Annotated in this window: 21 protein-coding genes and 1 pseudogene; 17 read left to right on the top strand and 5 right to left on the bottom strand. The window is 36.7% G+C overall.

Annotated features, from left to right (window positions below):
- Positions 1-10: 10 nt before the first annotated feature.
- The 14 genes and pseudogenes from GI584_RS23165 to GI584_RS23105 all read left to right on the top strand — a co-directional run bounded on the left by GI584_RS23165 (position 11) and on the right by GI584_RS23105 (position 9532).
- Positions 11-286, top strand: coding sequence for a gas vesicle protein (locus tag GI584_RS23165; RefSeq protein ID WP_153792789.1), 276 nt, complete (start codon positions 11-13; stop codon positions 284-286).
- A complete protein-coding gene (locus GI584_RS23160; RefSeq protein WP_073202322.1) occupies positions 252-536 on the top strand; it encodes a gas vesicle protein K in 285 nt (94 codons plus the stop codon). Before GI584_RS23165 ends, GI584_RS23160 begins: the two co-directional genes overlap by 35 nt.
- A 23-nt stretch (positions 537-559) precedes the next feature.
- Positions 560-871, top strand: coding sequence for a gas vesicle protein (gvpJ, locus tag GI584_RS23155; protein ID WP_100358515.1), 312 nt, complete (start codon positions 560-562; stop codon positions 869-871).
- A gap of 17 nt (positions 872-888) precedes the next feature.
- Entirely contained in the window at positions 889-1476 is a 588-nt protein-coding gene (gvpT, locus tag GI584_RS23150; RefSeq protein WP_153792788.1) for a YtxH domain-containing protein, read from the top strand.
- A gap of 5 nt (positions 1477-1481) precedes the next feature.
- On the top strand, positions 1482-1883 hold the full coding sequence (gene gvpU, locus GI584_RS23145; protein ID WP_153793058.1) for a gas vesicle accessory protein GvpU: 402 nt from the start codon (positions 1482-1484) through the stop codon (positions 1881-1883).
- Between the two features lie 360 nt (positions 1884-2243).
- Complete coding sequence (locus GI584_RS23140) at positions 2244-3530, top strand: APC family permease (RefSeq protein ID WP_153792787.1); 1287 nt, start codon at positions 2244-2246, stop codon at positions 3528-3530.
- The gene (locus GI584_RS23135; RefSeq protein WP_153792786.1) at positions 3514-4098 is read left to right on the top strand and encodes a bifunctional transcriptional activator/DNA repair enzyme AdaA; all 585 of its coding nucleotides are present in this window, start codon (positions 3514-3516) and stop codon (positions 4096-4098) included. Before GI584_RS23140 ends, GI584_RS23135 begins: the two co-directional genes overlap by 17 nt.
- A gap of 244 nt (positions 4099-4342) precedes the next feature.
- On the top strand, positions 4343-4939 hold the full coding sequence (locus GI584_RS23130) for a TetR/AcrR family transcriptional regulator (protein WP_321197101.1): 597 nt from the start codon (positions 4343-4345) through the stop codon (positions 4937-4939).
- A 91-nt stretch (positions 4940-5030) separates the two neighbouring features.
- The gene (locus GI584_RS23125; protein ID WP_153792785.1) at positions 5031-6434 is read left to right on the top strand and encodes an MFS transporter; all 1404 of its coding nucleotides are present in this window, start codon (positions 5031-5033) and stop codon (positions 6432-6434) included.
- Between the two features lie 76 nt (positions 6435-6510).
- Complete coding sequence (locus tag GI584_RS23120) at positions 6511-6849, top strand: antibiotic biosynthesis monooxygenase (RefSeq protein ID WP_153792784.1); 339 nt, start codon at positions 6511-6513, stop codon at positions 6847-6849.
- A gap of 133 nt (positions 6850-6982) precedes the next feature.
- The gene (locus tag GI584_RS23115; RefSeq protein WP_153792783.1) at positions 6983-7537 is read left to right on the top strand and encodes an NADPH-dependent FMN reductase; all 555 of its coding nucleotides are present in this window, start codon (positions 6983-6985) and stop codon (positions 7535-7537) included.
- Between the two features lie 307 nt (positions 7538-7844).
- A pseudogene (locus GI584_RS24140) lies at positions 7845-8023 on the top strand (YdeI/OmpD-associated family protein); the annotation flags it as partial.
- Between the two features lie 16 nt (positions 8024-8039).
- The gene (locus GI584_RS23110; protein ID WP_100358525.1) at positions 8040-8954 is read left to right on the top strand and encodes a helix-turn-helix transcriptional regulator; all 915 of its coding nucleotides are present in this window, start codon (positions 8040-8042) and stop codon (positions 8952-8954) included.
- 77 nt (positions 8955-9031) lie between these two features.
- Complete coding sequence (locus GI584_RS23105; RefSeq protein ID WP_153792782.1) at positions 9032-9532, top strand: DinB family protein; 501 nt, start codon at positions 9032-9034, stop codon at positions 9530-9532.
- Between the two features lie 244 nt (positions 9533-9776).
- On the opposite strand, the gene GI584_RS23100 is transcribed toward GI584_RS23105, so the two are convergent.
- A complete protein-coding gene (locus tag GI584_RS23100) occupies positions 9777-10946 on the bottom strand; it encodes an MFS transporter (protein ID WP_153792781.1) in 1170 nt (389 codons plus the stop codon).
- Between the two features lie 81 nt (positions 10947-11027).
- Between GI584_RS23100 and yeiL the strand changes: the two genes are divergently transcribed.
- Positions 11028-11696 carry a transcriptional regulator YeiL gene (yeiL, locus tag GI584_RS23095; RefSeq protein WP_153792780.1) on the top strand — a complete coding sequence of 223 codons (669 nt, stop codon included), beginning with the start codon at positions 11028-11030 and terminating at the stop codon, positions 11694-11696.
- A 230-nt stretch (positions 11697-11926) separates the two neighbouring features.
- Here the strand turns inward: yeiL and blaI are convergent, their stop codons facing one another.
- The 3 genes from blaI to bla form a co-directional block, all read right to left on the bottom strand.
- Positions 11927-12310, bottom strand: a complete 384-nt coding sequence (blaI, locus tag GI584_RS23090; RefSeq protein WP_100358529.1) for a penicillinase repressor BlaI — start codon at positions 12308-12310, stop codon at positions 11927-11929.
- A gap of 22 nt (positions 12311-12332) precedes the next feature.
- The gene (locus tag GI584_RS23085) at positions 12333-14105 is read right to left on the bottom strand and encodes a BlaR1 family beta-lactam sensor/signal transducer (RefSeq protein WP_153792779.1); all 1773 of its coding nucleotides are present in this window, start codon (positions 14103-14105) and stop codon (positions 12333-12335) included.
- Between the two features lie 203 nt (positions 14106-14308).
- Positions 14309-15226, bottom strand: a complete 918-nt coding sequence (gene bla, locus GI584_RS23080; RefSeq protein ID WP_153793057.1) for a class A beta-lactamase — start codon at positions 15224-15226, stop codon at positions 14309-14311.
- 525 nt (positions 15227-15751) lie between these two features.
- Here bla and GI584_RS23075 point away from each other — a divergent pair.
- On the top strand, positions 15752-16543 hold the full coding sequence (locus GI584_RS23075; protein WP_153792778.1) for a MerR family transcriptional regulator: 792 nt from the start codon (positions 15752-15754) through the stop codon (positions 16541-16543).
- A gap of 13 nt (positions 16544-16556) precedes the next feature.
- Positions 16557-18287, top strand: a complete 1731-nt coding sequence (locus GI584_RS23070) for an ABC transporter ATP-binding protein (RefSeq protein WP_153792777.1) — start codon at positions 16557-16559, stop codon at positions 18285-18287.
- Positions 18288-18401: 114 nt separating this feature from the next.
- Here GI584_RS23070 and GI584_RS23065 read toward each other — a convergent pair whose 3' ends face one another.
- On the bottom strand, positions 18402-18602 hold the full coding sequence (locus GI584_RS23065) for a hypothetical protein (RefSeq protein ID WP_100358533.1): 201 nt from the start codon (positions 18600-18602) through the stop codon (positions 18402-18404).
- Positions 18603-18788: the final 186 nt, after the last annotated feature.

Below are 18788 nucleotides of genomic sequence, written 5' to 3'. Positions count from 1 at the left end.
GGGAATAGTAATGCCGATAAAGGAATCTGTCGAAAACAAGGATATCGCATTGATTGATATTTTAGATGTGATCCTTGATAAAGGAATTGCTATAAAAGGAGACTTAATTATTTCCATAGCAGGAGTCGACCTCGTCTATTTAGATTTACGGGTATTGATTTCATCCGTAGAAAAACTTGTACAATCAAGGGAAAATGATTCTAGTGTAATTTCTTCCCAACAATTTGACAGTCAAAGGAGGGATCTGTCCCATGCAACCAGCGAATCAGAAAGATGGTCGGATTAATCTCGATCCTGATAATGCTGAAGAAGGACTTGCACAGCTTGTTATGACAGTAATAGAGCTATTACGACAAATAGTTGAACGGCATGCCATGAGAAGAGTTGAGGGAGGCAATTTAACAGAAGAACAAATAGAGAACCTAGGTGTTGCTTTAATGAATCTAGAAGAAAAAATGGAAGAGCTAAAGGAAGTTTTTGGTCTGGAAGCAGAGGATTTAAATATTGACCTAGGTCCTTTAGGCAAGCTAATGTAATGAAAAATTGGAGGTGAATGGCTATGCCAGTAGAACATCCAATTCAGTCCAATACGATTGTTGATGTATTAGATAAGATACTGGACAAAGGAGTGGTGATAGCTGGGGATATTTCTGTAGGAATTGCAGATGTGGAATTGTTAACGATCAAAATAAGGTTAATCGTAGCCTCAGTAGATAAAGCGAAGGAAATTGGTATGGATTGGTGGGAGACGGATCCTTATCTGAGTTCAAAAGCAACTGAACACACCAAAGCTTTAGAAGAAGAAAATAAACAGCTTCAAGAGCGACTAAATCAGTTGGAAAAAGCGATCAATACAAGTACCAAAAACTAAAATAGGAGTGGTGAATAATGAGAGAAGAACAATCAGTGAAGGAATACAACAAAGCCCCACTTAAGAGAACAATTACTGGAGGGGTAGTAGGAGCTACAATTGGCTATCTTGCAACATCCGAAAATAGCAAAAAACTTATTGCTCGTATCAATGATACCGAATGGAAAGAAAAAGGCAAGAATTTAGGAAAAGCAACAAAAGGAAAAGTATCTGAGTTAAAAGAGGCAGGAAAACAGAAAACACAGAATGCTTATCAACGTGTAAAAGATTCTACGGTCTTTACGGATGATCAAAATGAGCAAGAAGAATCGAACGATGACGTAACAACTGAATTAGTAAACGAAGAGAGTTACTTAGAATTGAAGGAAGAAAACAAGGTATTGCGTGAAAGATTACAAGATCTTGAAGAGAAATTAAATCAAATTTCTTCAGCGAGAGAAAACAATACCACCGCCAAAAAGCAAAGTAGTCAGCGATCAAATAGTACTAAAAAGCCAAGAAATAAAACAACCAATAAGAACAGTAAAAAAGCAGAAGAAACAGAGCCAACCGATACAGCTGTTTCTAATAATGATGACACAAAATCTGATGAGAAAGAGGAGTGAAATCAATGAGTACCGACTCTATTCTTGGTTTTTTTGTACAAGCTACAAATAAACATGATTTTAACCTAGAGATAACTTTAAATGTCAATGGAGCTCTTGTTTCGGGCACAACTATTTCAGCCCAGGAATACTTTGAAGAGTTAAGTGAGGCCTTCGAGGATGGTAATGAAGTATCAAAAAAAATCAGTGAACAATTAGTACAAGCAAGTGAAGGGGCTGAGACAAGTACAAATGAGTCAGTGAGCTTTATCCATTTAAAAAATACAAAAGTGTATTGTGGTGACAGTAAATCCACCCCTTCTAAAGGTAATATAATTTGGAGAGGAAAGTTAAGCGAAATTGACGGCTTTTTTCTAGGAAAGATAGCTGAATCTAAATCAAGCTCAAGTACAAGCAATTCCAAATAATCATCAGAAAAACATACAATTATACACTAGAGCAGATAAATAGATCTAATTAGAGTTGTTAAGTCTAATTAGATCTAATTTTTTGCCTAGATGTTTAAAAACATCAAATTAGCAATTCCTCTTAAATATTCATCTTGCCCAATTGTAACAAACTCATTTTACTTTGGCTCATATAAGTAAGAAAAGTAAAACAGACAGGCACTCCAAAAAATCATAAAAACACTAGCGATGAGATGACATGATAAACTAATCACAGAAAAATATTTTAATCATGTTGTTAAAGGATTAAACCGCAAAAAACAGGAAGAATTCTCACCTCTTCCTTGGTACGCTAAATATAGAAAAAGGGGTGAGAGGATTATGGACAATAAATCTATTGGATTATTTCAAGGAATTGCGTTATACATTGCAGCTGTTTTGGGGTCAGGCGTTCTTTTTGTGTCAGGGGTTACGGCCTCAATTGCTGGTCCTGCTTCCATTATATCGTGGCTTATCGTGATTTTAATAAGTTTTCCACTTGCTTACACATTTGCGAGTTTGGCTCGAAAATATCCGGATGCTGGTGGAGCTGCAACTTTTGTTAGAAATTCTTTTGGATATCATCTTGGCAATATTGTCGGCTGGTTTTACTTTGTAACAGCAGCAGTAGGACAAACGATTGTATCCTTAACTGGTGCTTTTTATGTTAGTAATGCATTTGGATTTTCACATTTTGAAACCACACTAATTGCCATCCTCCTTTTGGCGATTGCAGGAGTTTCAAATTATTATGGTGTAACAGTCAGTGGTAAAGTCGCGTTGATTTTAAGTACTTGTTTACTGGTGCTTTTATTGTTAACTATATTTGTGTCGTTACCATATATACAATGGAATAATTTTACCCCATTTGTTCCGAACGGATGGTTTTCTGTTGGAAGTGCTATAACCATTATTTTTTGGTCTTTTTTCGGTTGGGAGGCGATTTGTAGTCTGGCGAATAACTTTAAAAGGCCGGAAAAAGAAATTGTAAAAAGTACGGTTGTTAGTGCAGTTGTCATTGGCATATTGTTCTTGGCGTTAAGCCTTGTCACTATTGGAACAGCTACCTATGGAAGTAAAGAAAGCAACCTATCTCCTATTGGTGTTATAATGGAAGAAACAGTGGGAATAGGTGCTAAAGTTGTTACGGCTGTATTAGCGTTAATCATTTGTACAGGAACAGTGAATGCATTTGTAGCCAGTCTAATTCAACTAGGGTATTCGTTAAGTAGAGATGGTGCTTTTCCAAAAGTTTTCTCCAGACTGCATACAACAACTCAAATTCCTAGACGGATGGTTTTATTTGTTGTTTGTTTTGCGGTAGCAGGTGTTGTAGTAACAGAGGTCCTATCACTAACATTTAACGATATTTTGTTTATCCCGACTTCTCTCGGAATTTTAGTTTACGTTTTTTCGATGGCAGCAGGTGTTAAATTGTTTAAGAAGAACAAGCTGGATTGGTGGACGTCGTTAGTATCTTTAATTTTATGTTTACTAGTGATTCCATTTTTTCAATTATACATTTTCGCTCCGTTAATTGTCGTGGCTTTATATGTGATTTATATGGTTTTTGTTAAGAGGATTTCTTTCGATAAGGAAGTGTTAAAATCTAATGTGGGACCAAAATAAGATTTCTAAGGAAACCATGTGGGAAGCAACCGTTACATGTAACCCTGAATATGATGGGAAGTTTTTTTATGCGATAAAGACAACGGGGATTTTTTGTCGGCCATCTTGTAGATCAAAAACCCCAAAGTATAAAAATGTATCCTTTTTTAAAAATGCTGTCAATGCCGAAAAAGCAGGGTATCGTCCCTGTAAAAGATGCCGCCCCGATCTAAAAATAAAAAATTATGACCCACTCGAATCGATAATAGAGGATACTAAGGGGATTATAGAAAATAATTACTGGAAAAACATTCATCTACATGATATAGCATCAGATGTAGGGGTCAGCCGTTTCCATTTGAATCGACTCTTTAAGGACAGGACTGGATATACGCCACGTATGTTTTTGGAAAAAGTCAGAATCGAGAAGGCGAAAGCGCTTCTTCTCACAACCGCCTTAAATAGTACAGAAGTTGGTTATCAAATAGGTTATAAAAGCATTTCGAGCTTTTATAATGCGTTTAAACGTAGCACTGGACTCTCACCGAGTCAATTTCAAGCCAATTATGTAGAAACAACAACTTATTAAGAATTCAAAATTAGGTCAAAGATTAAAAGACATAGTTATTGGATTCAAAATGTTACACATGTTGTATTAATTGGATTGATTTTCAATAAGAAAGAGCGTTCTTTCGCAAACGGGCGATTTTCTAAAAGAAGAGATAAACAAAGAACATGTCTGGAAATTTTAAATTAAACTTGACAATTCAAAAATGATATTGTATATTTGTGACAGTCACTGGTGACTGACATTAATCGGAGAGGTCGAGGGTATGCAAATGAATTCTAATAAAAAACAGGACACTGCTGATAAAATTATGACGGCTGCTATCGATCTTATGGCAGAAAGAGGCTACAATGGCGTTACGACGGAAGAAATTGCAACAAAAGCTGGATTTAGTGAAAAAACGTTGTTTAGACACTTTAAAAGCAAACAAAATTTGTTAGAATCAGCTTTTCATCGTTATCATTATGCGGAAGAGATGAAAGATCTCTTTGACAAGAAAATAACATGGGACCTTCATACAGACTTGATGATGATTAGTCGAAACTACCATCGAATCATGCATCAGAATCGAAAACTGATCCAAATTAGTGGAAGAGAGCGTGAGAATCTTCCTGGCTTTCAGGAATCTACTCACAAACACCCGCAACAATTAAAAGAGTTCTTAACCGAGTACTTCGAAGAAATGTACAATAAGGGAAAGATCATACAAACAGATCCCGAAAGACAGGCTGTTGTCTTCCTGTATATGCACTATGGTGCAGCCACGGGAAGAATCAACAATGATCCCATTCTTGACGCTTTTTCGATCGAAGTCTTTATTGAAGAAAGTGTCTTGATATTTACTAGGGCTTTAACCCCCTAGTAATTTTTTAAAAGTAAAATGTAAGTCAGTAGTGACGGTCAATGGATGAGGAATTACTACTAAATTTTTAGCTGGAAAGGAGAGATAAAAGATGGTGCACGAGGTAAAGCAACAAACTGGAGAAAATTTAATGCGTATTTTGATGTTCACGCTTGTCCTGTCCGTCATGAGTGCAACGGTGTTTAATATCGTGCTGCCCGATATCGCTGCGGATCTTGACCTTTCTTTTGCCCAAGTGAGCTGGGTTTCATCAGCCTATATGCTGATTTATGGAATCGGAGCGGTCATCTATGGGAAATTGGCCGATAGCTGCAAGCCTAAAAATTTGTTGACGTTCGGACTGATCTTTTTTTCACTTGGTTCAATGGTTGGTCTGATCGCTCAAGCATATTGGATGGTACTTCTTGGTAGGATCTTACAGGCTGTGGGAGCTTCAGTCATTCCGGCAATGGCTATGATCATTCCCGTTAGATATTTTCCACCGGAGAGACGCGGTCGCGCTTTGGGTTTGGTCGCCGTCGGGTTGGCGCTTGGTAGAGTATTGGGTCCGATTGTTCCTGCTTTAATTGTCAGCATTGCTGATTGGCGATGGTTGTTCTGTCTACCCCTTTTTACGCTGTTCCTATTGCCGTTTTACCGTAAATATTTGGATGACGAACAAGGGGATGGAAGCAAAGTGGATTGGATTGGCGGTGGGCTGTTTGCCGGAACAATCGCACTATTGCTCTTGTCTGTCACGAAAGGGGGATGGATGCTTGCCACCGGCTGCCTAATTATGTTCGTCTTGTTCATGATACGCATTCGTTCTGCAGCAGAACCGTTTGTTCAAGCTAGTCTGTTCCAAAACAAGCGTTACACTTTTGGACTAGTGATCATTTTTTTGGTCAGTGGGAGCAGTTTCTCCTTCGTTTATCTTAGTCCGTTGTTGTTATCCGACGTCAATCATTTGGATCCACAGCTGATTGGCATGGTGATGGTTCCAGCCGCCATCATTTCGGCTATTCTCGGGAAAAAAGGTGGCAAATTAGCGGATGCGAAAGGAAATCCATTCTTATTCTACTTATCATCCGCGTTAATGTTCATCGCCCTTCTTTTATTATCTTCCTTTGTGGGAAGTTCGCCGATTTTCATCGCTGTCTTTTTAACCATTGGTGATGTCGGAGCTGCGTTCATACTCATTACACTGTCGAACACGATTTCCCAAACATTACCGAATGAACAGATTGGGGTTGGCATGGGTATTTTCTCAATGTTGAACTTTATGGCAGGAAGCATTGCAGGAGCCGTATACGGAAAAGTAGTTGACCTGGGGGCCGTTGTGAACTGGAATCCCGCAAATTTGTTTTCGGACGGGTTTGTTTACAGTAATATTTACCTCTCGCTCGCTCTTTTGCTTGTAAGTATTATATTGCTTTACTATTTCCAGTTTCAGAGGGCGTCAAGCACGCGTTTTAAAATGACGCATAAACCAAGTCAGACTGAGCAGAGCCCATAATACGATTCATTGATAAGTGAGGATAGCCACTCAGTGGTAGTAATAATAACCTACATGATCTAAGGAGGAATTAAAAATGGCGACAATAGATGAAAACCGATTCTTTACGGTGATGGTTGAGTTTGATGTTGAACCACCATTCCAACAGGTATTGATTGATGGAATTACTGATCAAGTCGAACAATACTTTCCCCATTTTACTGGATTTGTTTCCGCAAGTTTTCATGCGAGTGATGATGGACGAAGGGTGGTGAACTATGGTCAATGGCTGTCAAAAGAGTCCTGGATGGAAAGTTCTTCGGCAATAGGTTTTGACGCAGCCAAAGAGTCAATCGCTGAAGTTATTAAGCGCTGTGGGGCAAGGACTGCGAAGGTTGATTTCTTTCAAGTTGCACGAGTGATCGAAGGCGCGTAAAGGGATACTTTGTTTTATCGCTAAAACGCTGTTTGAATGAAAAGATAATTAAAGATACCTTATCCAAATATTTAAGTTTACTTGAAGGGTGATGCCCCAATGATTTCACAATTTTTAATAGGAGGAATGTAACATGAGTAAGATAGCAATTATTATTGGAAGTACACGTCCGGGTCGAAATGGCGAGACTGTTGCCCATTGGGTATACGAGATAGCTAATCAACGCAGTGATGCTGAATTCGAAATCGTGGACATTGCAGACTACGATCTGCCACTGCTTGATGAACCGAAGGGAGCAGCATCAGGGGAGTATACGAAATCACATACTAAGGCGTGGTCCAAAAAAATAGATACTTTTGATGGTTTTATTTTCGTCACGCCAGAGTATAATCACGCAACGTCACCTGCCCTTAAGAACGCTATTGATTTCTTGTATAAGGAATGGAACAATAAAGCGGCCGGTTTTGTCGGGTACGGGGCTGTGGGGGCTACGACTGCGGTTGAAAATCTTAGGATGATTATGGCTGAATTGGAGGTTGCCGATGTGCGTGCGCAGGTTCGACTTTCGCTCTTTACCGATTTCGAGAATTTCAGCGAGTTGAAGCCGGCTGCCTTCCAAAAAAAATCAGTTCATGCCATGCTTGATCAGGTGATCAACTGGAGTAGTGCATTGAGCGTTCTTCGCTGAACCTAAACAATCATTTTTAATGTGTGGCCACATTCTTCGTATAGGGATGTGGTTTTTCACATAGTTCAAAAATAGTCAAGGAATTTTAAATAGAACATTATTCAAGAAAAAGGCACAAGTCCAGAATAAGATATGCTCCCATTTTTCATTTTGATAAAATTATATTAGTACGCTGGATCCTTTAAATTCAACAACCAGGCTTTTTGTGGAATATCGATGAATAAGATTATGTTAGAATTAAGAAGAGAAGATTGTGAACGAATGTACTTGAAATAATGTAGCTGGTTAGGTAAGTAACTTTTTAATTCAATTATATCAGAACTTCATTCATTTTCCTGAACTATCCAGGAGGATTAGAATTGATACAATACAAAGTTATAGAAATGAACCGGATATTTTTAATAAAAGGTTGGATAAGTTTATTGAAAATACAAGAAAAAAATGTACGGTCAGTGGAATGATAGTGGTCGCTTAATCAATTATTGAGGAAAGGAAATGAGAATTGAAATTAGAACGTTTGATATCCATCATATTCAAGCTCCTAAATAATGAAATTTTGTCAGCTTCTAGTTTAGCTGATGAATTTCAAGTATCATCGCGGACAATTTATAGAGACATCGAAGCTATTTGTGCGGCTGGAATACCAGTCGTTTCTTACCAAGGTACTAACGGAGGTTTCGGTATAATAGAAGGATACAAATTTGATAAAAGCTTAATCGGTTCTTATGACATATTGAATCTAATCACAGTATTAAGTAGTTTATTGAGTATTTTTGAAGATAAGGAAGTTGAACATACAATAGATAGATTAAAAATACTTGATACAAATAGCAACAATAAGACTTTATTGGTTGACTTGGAAAGCCATAGAACAGAACCAAATTCATTAATGAATCTGAGAAAAGCTATACATGAAAAAAGGGTAATCCGCTTTGATTATGTAAGTAATAAAAATGAATTTACATCACGTGAATTAGAACCTATTCACCTTCATTATAAGTTCCGTAACTGGTATTTATATGGTTATTGCAGAGAACGTCAGAATTATAGAGAATTTAGAGTATCACGTATGATGAGTATAACTCTGACACAAGAAAAGTTTCTACAGAATCACGAAATTAAAGGTGATTCATCTTATTCAGACTGTAAGCTAGAAGGCTTTGAGGATGTAGTAATCTGGGTTAATCCAAATTCCTTAGCAGAAGTATTAGACCAATTCCAGAATTCTTCAAAAGTTATTAACAGTGATGGAAGTATGACATTTACAATTTCTGTTTATCAACCTCTACATGCTGGATGGCTTAAATCTATTCTTTTAAGCTTCGGTAGTGGGGCTAAAATTATAAAACCTGTGGAACTTCAATCAATTTTAATAGATGAGGCAAAAAAAATAATTAAAGTTTATGAAGATGTATGACAAGCTGCTGTCATATATCTTTTTTTATAATACAAATATCAACTTTAAAAAATAAGAAGTTAAGGAGTAGATGTAAAATGAACCATCCAAGAAATATGTATGAGTACCATATTTGGGCTAATAAGGTGTTACTAGAAAGAATAAAAGAATTACCAAGCAATGTCCTCTATGAAGAGGTTAGTAGTTCTTATCCAACTATTGCTCAAACCTTTAGTCACATCTATGTGGTAGATGTTATGTGGTTACAAGTACTTAAAGGAATTGATATGCAGGAAGCATTGGAAGCTTCTATGGCTTTCTTAGAAAAGACTAATGTATATTCTGTAGATGAATTTGTTAAGTCTTATGGAGAACTAGCTTCACAGTATGAAGAATGGATGAATAGCCAAAAAGATTTGGAACAAAAAATTAATTTGAATAATCCTTGGACAGGTGCTAGAGAAACAGCTTACTCAGAAATTTTATTCCATGTTGCTAATCATGGTACTTATCATCGAGGTAACATAACAACTATGTTAAGACAACAGGGGTACCCTTCGACAATGAATGACCTCGCTTTATATTGGTATCAGAGTTAGGTCAAATAGTACTTGCAAATTAATGATAGCTCATATCTTAGAATACAATAAAATAGTCAAATCTGATTTTTAAAATAAATGACCTTTAATCAAATTAACTGAGCTATAGATTAACAAGCCAAACCTAAAAGAGTCGATCCTTTAGCGTACAGGAATTCGACTTTTTTAGGTTGAAATTCGTATAGCGTACAAAATTCCGAAATGTTCGGCACCCCAGTTAGAAGCTCCAAATGTATATGACCATTTAGAAATAAAAGTCCCTCTCACTATGTTCTAATCTTCGATATATAAGTGCAAGCAACATAGCTGGAATCGTACAAATAATCATTCCAATAAAGGATAATCTCGGATCGATCTCGTATAAATAACCACCTAAAATGGTGAATACAGCAGTGCTCCAACTAAGTGCTAACGCAGAATAAACACCTTGTGCTTTTGGTATCTGTAAGTGTGGAATGTTTTTGATTAAGTATTTCATAAAGGCATAATGTGCCATAGCAAACGACAATGCATGTAACGTTTGAGCTATACAGAAAATAATCACATTCGGAAAGGCAAAAACTAATATCCAACGGACAGATGAACCAATTGCTGCGATTGTCAGTAACGATCCAATTGAAAATTTATCAAACTTTTTATCTGCAATGGAGAAGAATATGATTTCTGCAATTACGGCAATGTTAATAATAAAACCAATCAGATATGTTGGTGCTTGTATTTCTTGTAAAAAAATGTAGCCATAATTGTAATAAGTAGCATGTGCTGCTTGCAATAAGATAACAATAATCAGTACCAAGCTGAAGTGTTTGATACGGAATAATTGTAATATTCCTACGTTTTTGGTTTTGTCTACTGGTGGCTTTTTAGATAAAATAGCAGGTGTTTGCATAAAATCAAGACACACAAATCCGATTACGCCAAGTAATAGTGCCCATAAAATGATTTCATCACCGAGGAGCCCTGTAAAAATGGTTAGAACCATCCCAACAGAGACAAAACCAATCGATCCCCATTGGCGACTTTTTCCATAATGTTTTAATTGTTTGCTTTGTACAAGAACACTTGCGACACTATCTAATGCAGGCATCAATGTTGGATAAAATAGGTGTAAGGCGATCGTTGCTACTAGTAAACTGACAAAGGAATTTGCCGGAATATAACTGACAATCGCAACTAGTGTACCAATTCCCATTATTTTTAATAATATTTTACTGCTAACTTTCCCTGATAAATACGGAAATCCAAATAATGTAGAAAGTCCTCTAGCTACCAATCCTAAGCTCATGATCAAACTAGCTTCAGACACCGAAATCCCTTTTGTTTGAATCATCCAGCCTGACCAATAAGGTAGAAAAATCCCCCATGTTAAAAAGAAACTAAAAAAATGTATACTCATCCAGCGTTGTGTGTTCATTCTGTATCCCCCTCATAGATTGCATGTTATCATGGAGATAGAAACAAATAATATGAGATATCTCATGTTCTGAGGTGAATAATGAAAATTTATAATGGTGAAAAAAAGCGGCTGTATTTGGAGAAGAATTCTATTGCCGATTTATTTTCCTTCCCAGTCGAGGATCTTATCGAAGTACATGAGTATCAACGTAATGATTGGATTATTCAAGAAGGCATGAGACCAGACTTTCTATTTTACGTTATGGAGGGAAAAGCAAAGATTTATATAACCCATCAAAATGGAAAAGTATCGTTAATTAATTTTGTCAATGCAAATGAATATATTGGGGAAATGGAATTATTACATGATGTCTATTATACAAAAGGGATTCAAGCATCAACGAAGACGATTTGTTTTGCTCTTCCTATTCATTACTACCGCAAACAATTGCTAGAAGATGCGAAATTTCTACGTGAATTAACCAAATTTTTAAGTGTGAAAGCAACAGAGATGGCGGCTAAGTATACGCAAAGTTTAGCATTCCCGCTGGAAAACAGGCTTGCAGATTTCATTTTGCAAACTGCAGATGAAGGAGTTTATAAGGAGAGACATGTTACGGTTTGTGATTATTTAGGTGTATCTTACCGGCACTTGTTGCATGTGCTTGCACAATTTTGTGATAAAGGATACATACAGAAGGAAGGACGGAATTATCAAATTAAGCAGTACCATTCCTTACATGAGTTTGCCGAGGTGTTGCAGAATTAGAGTAAGCTATAAATGCTATTATTCTAAAAGGTGTTCGATCTCTTATTCAAAAGGCAGGCGCATATCCAGAATAGGATATGCGCCCGTTTTTCACAAGTAGAAAATTTAAATAAACATTTTGACCTAAATGGGTATTATTCTTTTGTTAGATAATTATCTAACAAAATTCTCAGTGATTCCACTTTTCTACTCTGATTGAAGCATTATACCTTCTTTGAAGAGAGTGAGTTTTATTCTTTAACCTGCTTTTTATCCAAAATAGATCGTAGCTCTTTAATATCATCTTCGGACAAGTCCTCATCCTGAATAAATTGAACGAGCATCGATTTTAAGGTGCCGTCATAGAATCGTTTTACAAAAGACTCTGTTTTGGCGCGCTGACATTCGTTCTGAGAAAATAGCGGATAGAATGTATAGACGCGCTGATCCTTGTTAACACCGATGACTTTTTTGTTAGTGAGTCGGTCCAACAGGGTACGTACGGTTTTCGGCTTCCAGTTCGTTTCTACCGGCAAGGATGAAATGATTTCATTTGCTGTTCGCGGTGCTTTTTGCCAAAGCACTTTCAATACTTCCCATTCCGACTCTGAAATAGTGGGTATTTTATTTGTCACGTTAATCCCTGCCTTTACGTATTTAATAAATGTTTTTGTCTTCCAAAATAGATTTTGTAATGTTAGTGGCTATACTGCCTTTAGCTTGATGGTCGCTTTCGATGTTGGTTGCAAAGAAATAGGTGTTGTTTTTTGCTTCAACATATCCTATGAACCAGCCATTTACATTTTTATCGTTGATCGTTCCTGTACCGGTTTTTCCATATAATGTTACATTGTCTTTCGTCTCTAGCTTGATGGCATCTTTTATTAATTCAACGTTCTTCTCATCAAATTCAAATTGGTTTGTATAAAAATCTTTGAGTGTCTGCACCTGTTCAATAGGTGAGATTTTTAAAGAAGATTCTAGCCAATAGCCTTCCATTCCACCAGACACATTTTGATTTCCGTAATTTATTTGTTGAAAATATGCCTGAATATTTTCCTTCCCTATCTTATTGTCTAACTTTTGAAAGTACCAATTCACGGAATTTTCCATTGCGTTAAATACATTTTGGTTTTGGTTCCAGGCTTCGTATGGATATGTTTCCCCATTCCACTCCATGGAGTTATGATTCCGTGTAATCACACCTGATTCCAACGCGAATAATGCGCTGTATATTTTATACGTGGAATTCGGTGAAACCCGTAACACACTTTTGTCTTTATTATAGATAAGATATTGCGCTTTCTGCAAATCATAGAGTACAAAGCTACCGTCATATCCATTGAAAAATGTGCTTAAATCCTCATACACGGTCTGTTTATTATCAAAATGGATCCGATCCTCACCGTAAGGCATTGCAGAAGCAACTGGTATCTGATTCACGACAAACCCCGCTAGCAGTAAAAAGATTACAATGCTCTTCAGTTTTAGAAGTCTTGATTCCGTTGTGAAGGTTGCAATCCTTTCAATCCTTTTTTTTAATTGCTTTTTGGAACTAGCGAGCTGGTTAGCGATTGCGAACTGGTTTTGAAGAAAGGCTTGGTCAGCGAACTTAATGATTGTGTTACCGTATGCTACATAATGATTTTGATCAAGCATTTTTAAGACGGAACTGTCACAGGCAATCTCCCGGTCTAACCGCATTTCTCTGAAGGCAATCCAGACCAATGGGTTATACCAGTACAAAATCTGGAAGAGAACAACTAAGTAATTTGTAGCAATATCCTTATATTTATAGTGACATAATTCATGTAACAAAATATATTTAAGATCTTCCTTGGACAGCCATGCTTCAGCATGACATGGCAAAATAATATAAGTTTTGAAAATACCGAATGTCAGTGGTGACTTAATAAGTGGTGAATTCACCAACACAGGCTTCCGCGAAATATGGAGGCTTTGTTTGCACTGTTCGAATAATGTCTGAATCTCTTGATTTTCTACGATGCTTGTGGACTTTTTAATTCGCTGTAGTTTTATCCATGCGTGAATCACTAAAGCAATCATCACCAGCATACCTGTAATCCAAATAATGGTGATGGATTGGTTTAATAATGTCAGATCAAACCGGTTAACGGAGATGGATAAATCCTGCATCCAATTCCTTTCGCTTTCTGTAACCAAATTTTCTCTGGAGGGGTTAGATGAGGGCGAAATGCTGTTTTGATTCTCATTCCATGTGAACTTGGTCCCGAAATCCAATAAATCTGTTGGAAGTAATGGAATGGTTAACGCAATCAGTAAAGTAAACCATAAATTGTATTGCCATTTGGATGTTAATTGATTTTTAAACAACTTTCGGATCAACAAAATAATAATGACCACGAAAGAAGATATAAACGTGTATCCAGCCAGGTGGAGGGCAGACATCTTACTTCATCTCCTTAACCGCGAAATTATTTACTTAAAGCATCTCCATTTTACACTAGGTCAATTGCTAATGAAAAGGCAATAATTAGCTATTTGGTTCTAGACTCTACAAACAAATCTGGCCATTAGAAAAGACTAAACAAAAATGATGGATGAAAGGCCATACATGCCAGTTTGACTGACATGTGTACTTTCAACTGTTGTTATTTTAAAGCGTTTCGTGTGATTTCGGCAGCCTTTGCTACTAACTCATCGTCATATTCTGCATCCTGAGTATCATGACGTGACATCACTGCAATAACGATTGGTTCTCTGTTTGGCGGCCATACAATGCCAATGTCATTTCTTGTACCATAGCTTGCGGCTCCACTTTTGTCGCCAACGACCCATTCCTCAGGTTGACCAGCACGTATAAGTGCATCACCTGTTGCATTTCCTTTCATCCAATCGATTAGCAATTCGCGCTTTTCATTTGGAAGAAAATCATCAAGTGCGACTTTCTTCAGATTGGTAGCCATAGCTCTCGGTGTGCTCGTATCACTTTCGCTCCCCGGTGTGAATTCATTCAATTCGGTTTCGTATCGTTCGGGCTCAGTAACGTCATCACCGATGTCTCGTAAAGCTTGCTCAAGCTTATTAGGACCTCCGAGTGCCTCAAGCAATAGATTTCCAGCGGTATTGTCACTTTTTCGAATGGCTGCTTCACTAATTTCTAACAGTGTCATCCCGGTATCCACGTGTTTCTCGGTAACGGGGGAATAAGTAACCAAATCCTCCTTACTGTATGTAACAACTTTTTCAAGATCTTTGATTTCGTTTTGCTTAAGCAGGGTTGCTGCTGCTAGTACTTTGAAAGTGGATGCATAGGCGAAACGCTCATCAGGATTGTATTCAACGATTTGATTCTTACCTGTATCGATAGCATAGACGCCGAGTCGGGCGTCAAATTCACCCTCGAGCTGGGCAAACTCTTCATCTATATTGATGGTTTGCTCGGTTTCGATTTTCTTGTCGGTTGATGTATCGGTTTTATTGTCTGTATTTGAGCATGCGGTAATTGTTATTAGAGCCAGTAATGCTATGTACAATATAAACTTATGGTATGAATTTACTTTCCCCATATGATACCTTCTTTCTATTGGAATAAATTTCTTGTTTCGGTTTTCTTTTTTACCAATCATTATTTGTAAGTATGTATTCCACCTTTGTAATATCAGGATTACAACTGTAATATAATATTACAATTGTAATCAATAAAAAGTCAACCTTAAATTTATTTAAAAAGACAACAGCTCTCTTATTAGAGCTGTTGTTTATTTGTTTAGTTTAAAAATTTACCTTTTAATTTCATAATGTAATTCAATAAATTGATTAAATTTCTTCGTTCCTTTAAGAGAAAGGTCTAAATGGTGATCTCCTTCCTTAAATAAAGGAATGTAACAGTTCACCCCCACTAACCAATCAAATACTATTCCACCTAGCGACTAGAGAAAAATCTTTGCCTATTTATTCTGAGTAACCGCATATGCTCCATACATAAGTCAAATTTGCTCATTTAAGTCACCATGTTTCTTCTAAAAAAGTATTGCACCTACAGTTACGTTAGGTCTTATAATTGGATTAAGAACTGGAGAGGGGAGAGTTTCATGACAAAGCAAACCTACTTGATTGGGGAATTTTCTAAGCGAACTGGAATATCCATTAGAACCCTTCATTATTATGATGAAATTGGCCTGCTTCAACCTGAAAAACATCCAAATTCCGGACATCGTATGTATACGGATGAAGATGTTGTTACATTACAAAAAATCGTTAGCCTGAAATTCCTTGGTTATAGCTTGGAGAAAATAGGTGAACTGTTAAATCATTCAAGCTTTACGGTAAGCCTAAATAGCACACTAAACCTCCATATGAAAAAATTAGAAGAAGAAAAAGAACATATTGAAAGATCATTAGCTGCAATAAGAAGGACGATCACCATTTTGGAGGATGAAAGAGAAGTAGACAGTTCTGTATTAGTAACATTAATTGGTAATATGCAGACAGAAAAGCACCAAAAAGAATGGTTGGAAAAGTATCAGTTAGCTGTAGTAGCAGAAATTTTTGATGAAAAATCAGAAGAAGAAAAATTGGCTATTGATAAAGAGTATATCAGAGTGGCAAAAGGTCTAAAAAGATTATTTGGAAGACCAGTTGAGGACGAAGAAGTGCAAAAACTGGTTGTATCTTACATGGAAGCAATATTCACATTTTTAGGTAAAGATGTTATGACAGAATTGGGAAATATGAATGTAGAGATAGAAAAATTAAAGGAGCTAGAGGCGTTGGTTCCATCTCCATTTACAAAGGAGGAGGAAGAATGGTTAATGCAAGCAATGGATTATTATCTTGAAAAAATTGGCTATGTTTTTTTAGGGGCAGATAATGAAAATGATTAGGAGCTATAAAAATATGAAAAATAATCAAGGATTAAAATCTTTTCTATTACTTATTCAATCCACCAATATCCCAAAACTAGCTTTAACTTTAGGATTAATAGGAAGTGTCATTACAACCCTAATTGGATTGACAATACCGATTTTGACTGGTGAATTGGTTGATGGATTTTCATTAGAATCGTTGAGTACAGGTATTATCATTGCCATTGTTGCTGTGTTTATTTTACAGGCAGTCACCGATGGCGTATCTACCTATTTACTGTCATATGTTGGGCAGAGGATTGTAGCAAGATTACGTGAGAGTATGTGGAAAAAGCTGATCCGTCTCCCAGTTCGTTACTTTGATAAACAGGCAAGTGGAGAATCCGTTAGTCGGGTTGTTAATGATACAGGAATTGTAAAAGATTTAATTACCCAGCATTTTCCTCAATTTATAAGCGGGGTCATTTCTATTATTGGGGCTATTACTATTTTACTTATTATGGATTGGAAAATGACGTTGATCATGTTGGTATCTGTACCTGTTACAATGGCAGTAATGATTCCGTTAGGGTCTAAAATGTCGAAAGTGTCTAGAGGATTACAGGATGAGACGGCTACATTTACAGGAATGATTCAACAGACAATCAGTGAAATTCGTTTGATGAAAGCATCTACTGCTGAATCCGTTGAGAAACAAAAGGGAGTAGCAGGAATTAATAGATTATTTCAATTTGGATTAAAGGAAGCACGAATTTTTGCCTTGATTGGCCCACTTATGTATACAGTAATGATGATGGTTATCGTTGTGATTATTGGTTACGGAGGAATTCGTGTTGCTGAAGGTTCTATGTCTACAGGTTCACTAGTAGCGTTTTTACTGTATCTATTTCAGATTATCTTTCCTATTACTTCTTTTGCGATGTTTTTCACCCAATTACAGAAGGCTAAGGGAGCGACAGAACGAATTATTGATATTCTTAATTTGTCTGATGAGAACGGACAGGAAGGAATTGAGATGGATATATCCAATCTACCAATTTATGTATCCGATATTTCGTTTGCATATGAGGAAGGAGAAACTGTCCTACAAAATGTCTCATTTAATGCAAACCCTGGGGAAATGATTGCTTTTGCGGGTCCGAGTGGTGGTGGAAAGTCAACTATATTCTCTTTGATCGAAAGATATTATGAGCTGAATTCTGGTGAAATATTAGTTAGCAATACGCCTATTAACAAATTATCTTTAGAGGCATGGCGGAGTCAAATTGGGTACGTATCCCAAGAAAGTGCGATTATGGCTGGTACTATTCGTGAAAATTTAAGCTATGGTATGCCGGATGCAGATCGTATTCCGGATGACCGATTATGGGAAGTTGCGAAAATGGCCTATGCGGATGGATTTATAAAAGAATTTAATCGAGGTTTAGATACCGATGTTGGTGAAAGAGGGATTAAACTTTCTGGTGGGCAAAGGCAGCGGATTAATATAGCAAGAGCATTTTTGCGAAATCCTAAAATCTTAATGATGGATGAAGCGACAGCAAGTTTAGATAGTCAATCAGAGGGGATAGTTCAAGCAGCGCTGACAAGATTAATGGTAGGGCGAACAGCTTTTGTTATTGCCCATCGATTATCAACCATTGTAAATGCTGACAAAATCATTTTTATTGAAAACGGTAAAGTAACCGGGATTGGTACCCATCAGGAACTTGTCGATACACATGAATTATATAGAGAATTTGCAGAACAGCAATTAACATAAGCTAGTATAGTGGATTTCCCCGAATAGTCACACTTTATCATAGGAAAACAGTCATCTTCCCTTTAATTAGTAAGCTTTTAAAGGGAGATGTTGTTCAATGGGGAATGGAACAATTTAATTAATAACCCGTGCGACTTCCCCATTACATTTTTTACAATAACCTTTTAGGATGATGTCATGGTTAACAGAATCAACCTCATAATCAACAATTGTCGTTTCTCCACAATTGGAACAAAACACATTGTTTTCTAGTTTTTTGCGAAAGTCACTTGGTATAGCAAGCCATCTTCTTTTTGCTAGTTCATCGTTTGGCATTTCGATTCACTCCTTAGTATGACCAAAATTATGCCTCATTTAACCCTACTATACTCGAATTTTCGGGAAAAATAAATAAGCAATAATCCTCTTTTACAATGAACGATCACTCATTGCTCACCAATTTTTGCATACTTGTATTCCTATTCTAATTTAAAATAGTTGCTGAAAAATACAAGATTTTAA

It is taken from the genome of Gracilibacillus salitolerans, from assembly GCF_009650095.1.
In the GTDB taxonomy this organism is placed as follows: Bacteria; Bacillota; Bacilli; order Bacillales; family Amphibacillaceae; genus Gracilibacillus; species Gracilibacillus salitolerans.
Note: the sequence above shows the minus strand (reverse complement) of the source record. Positions and strands in the feature narration are given on the sequence as shown.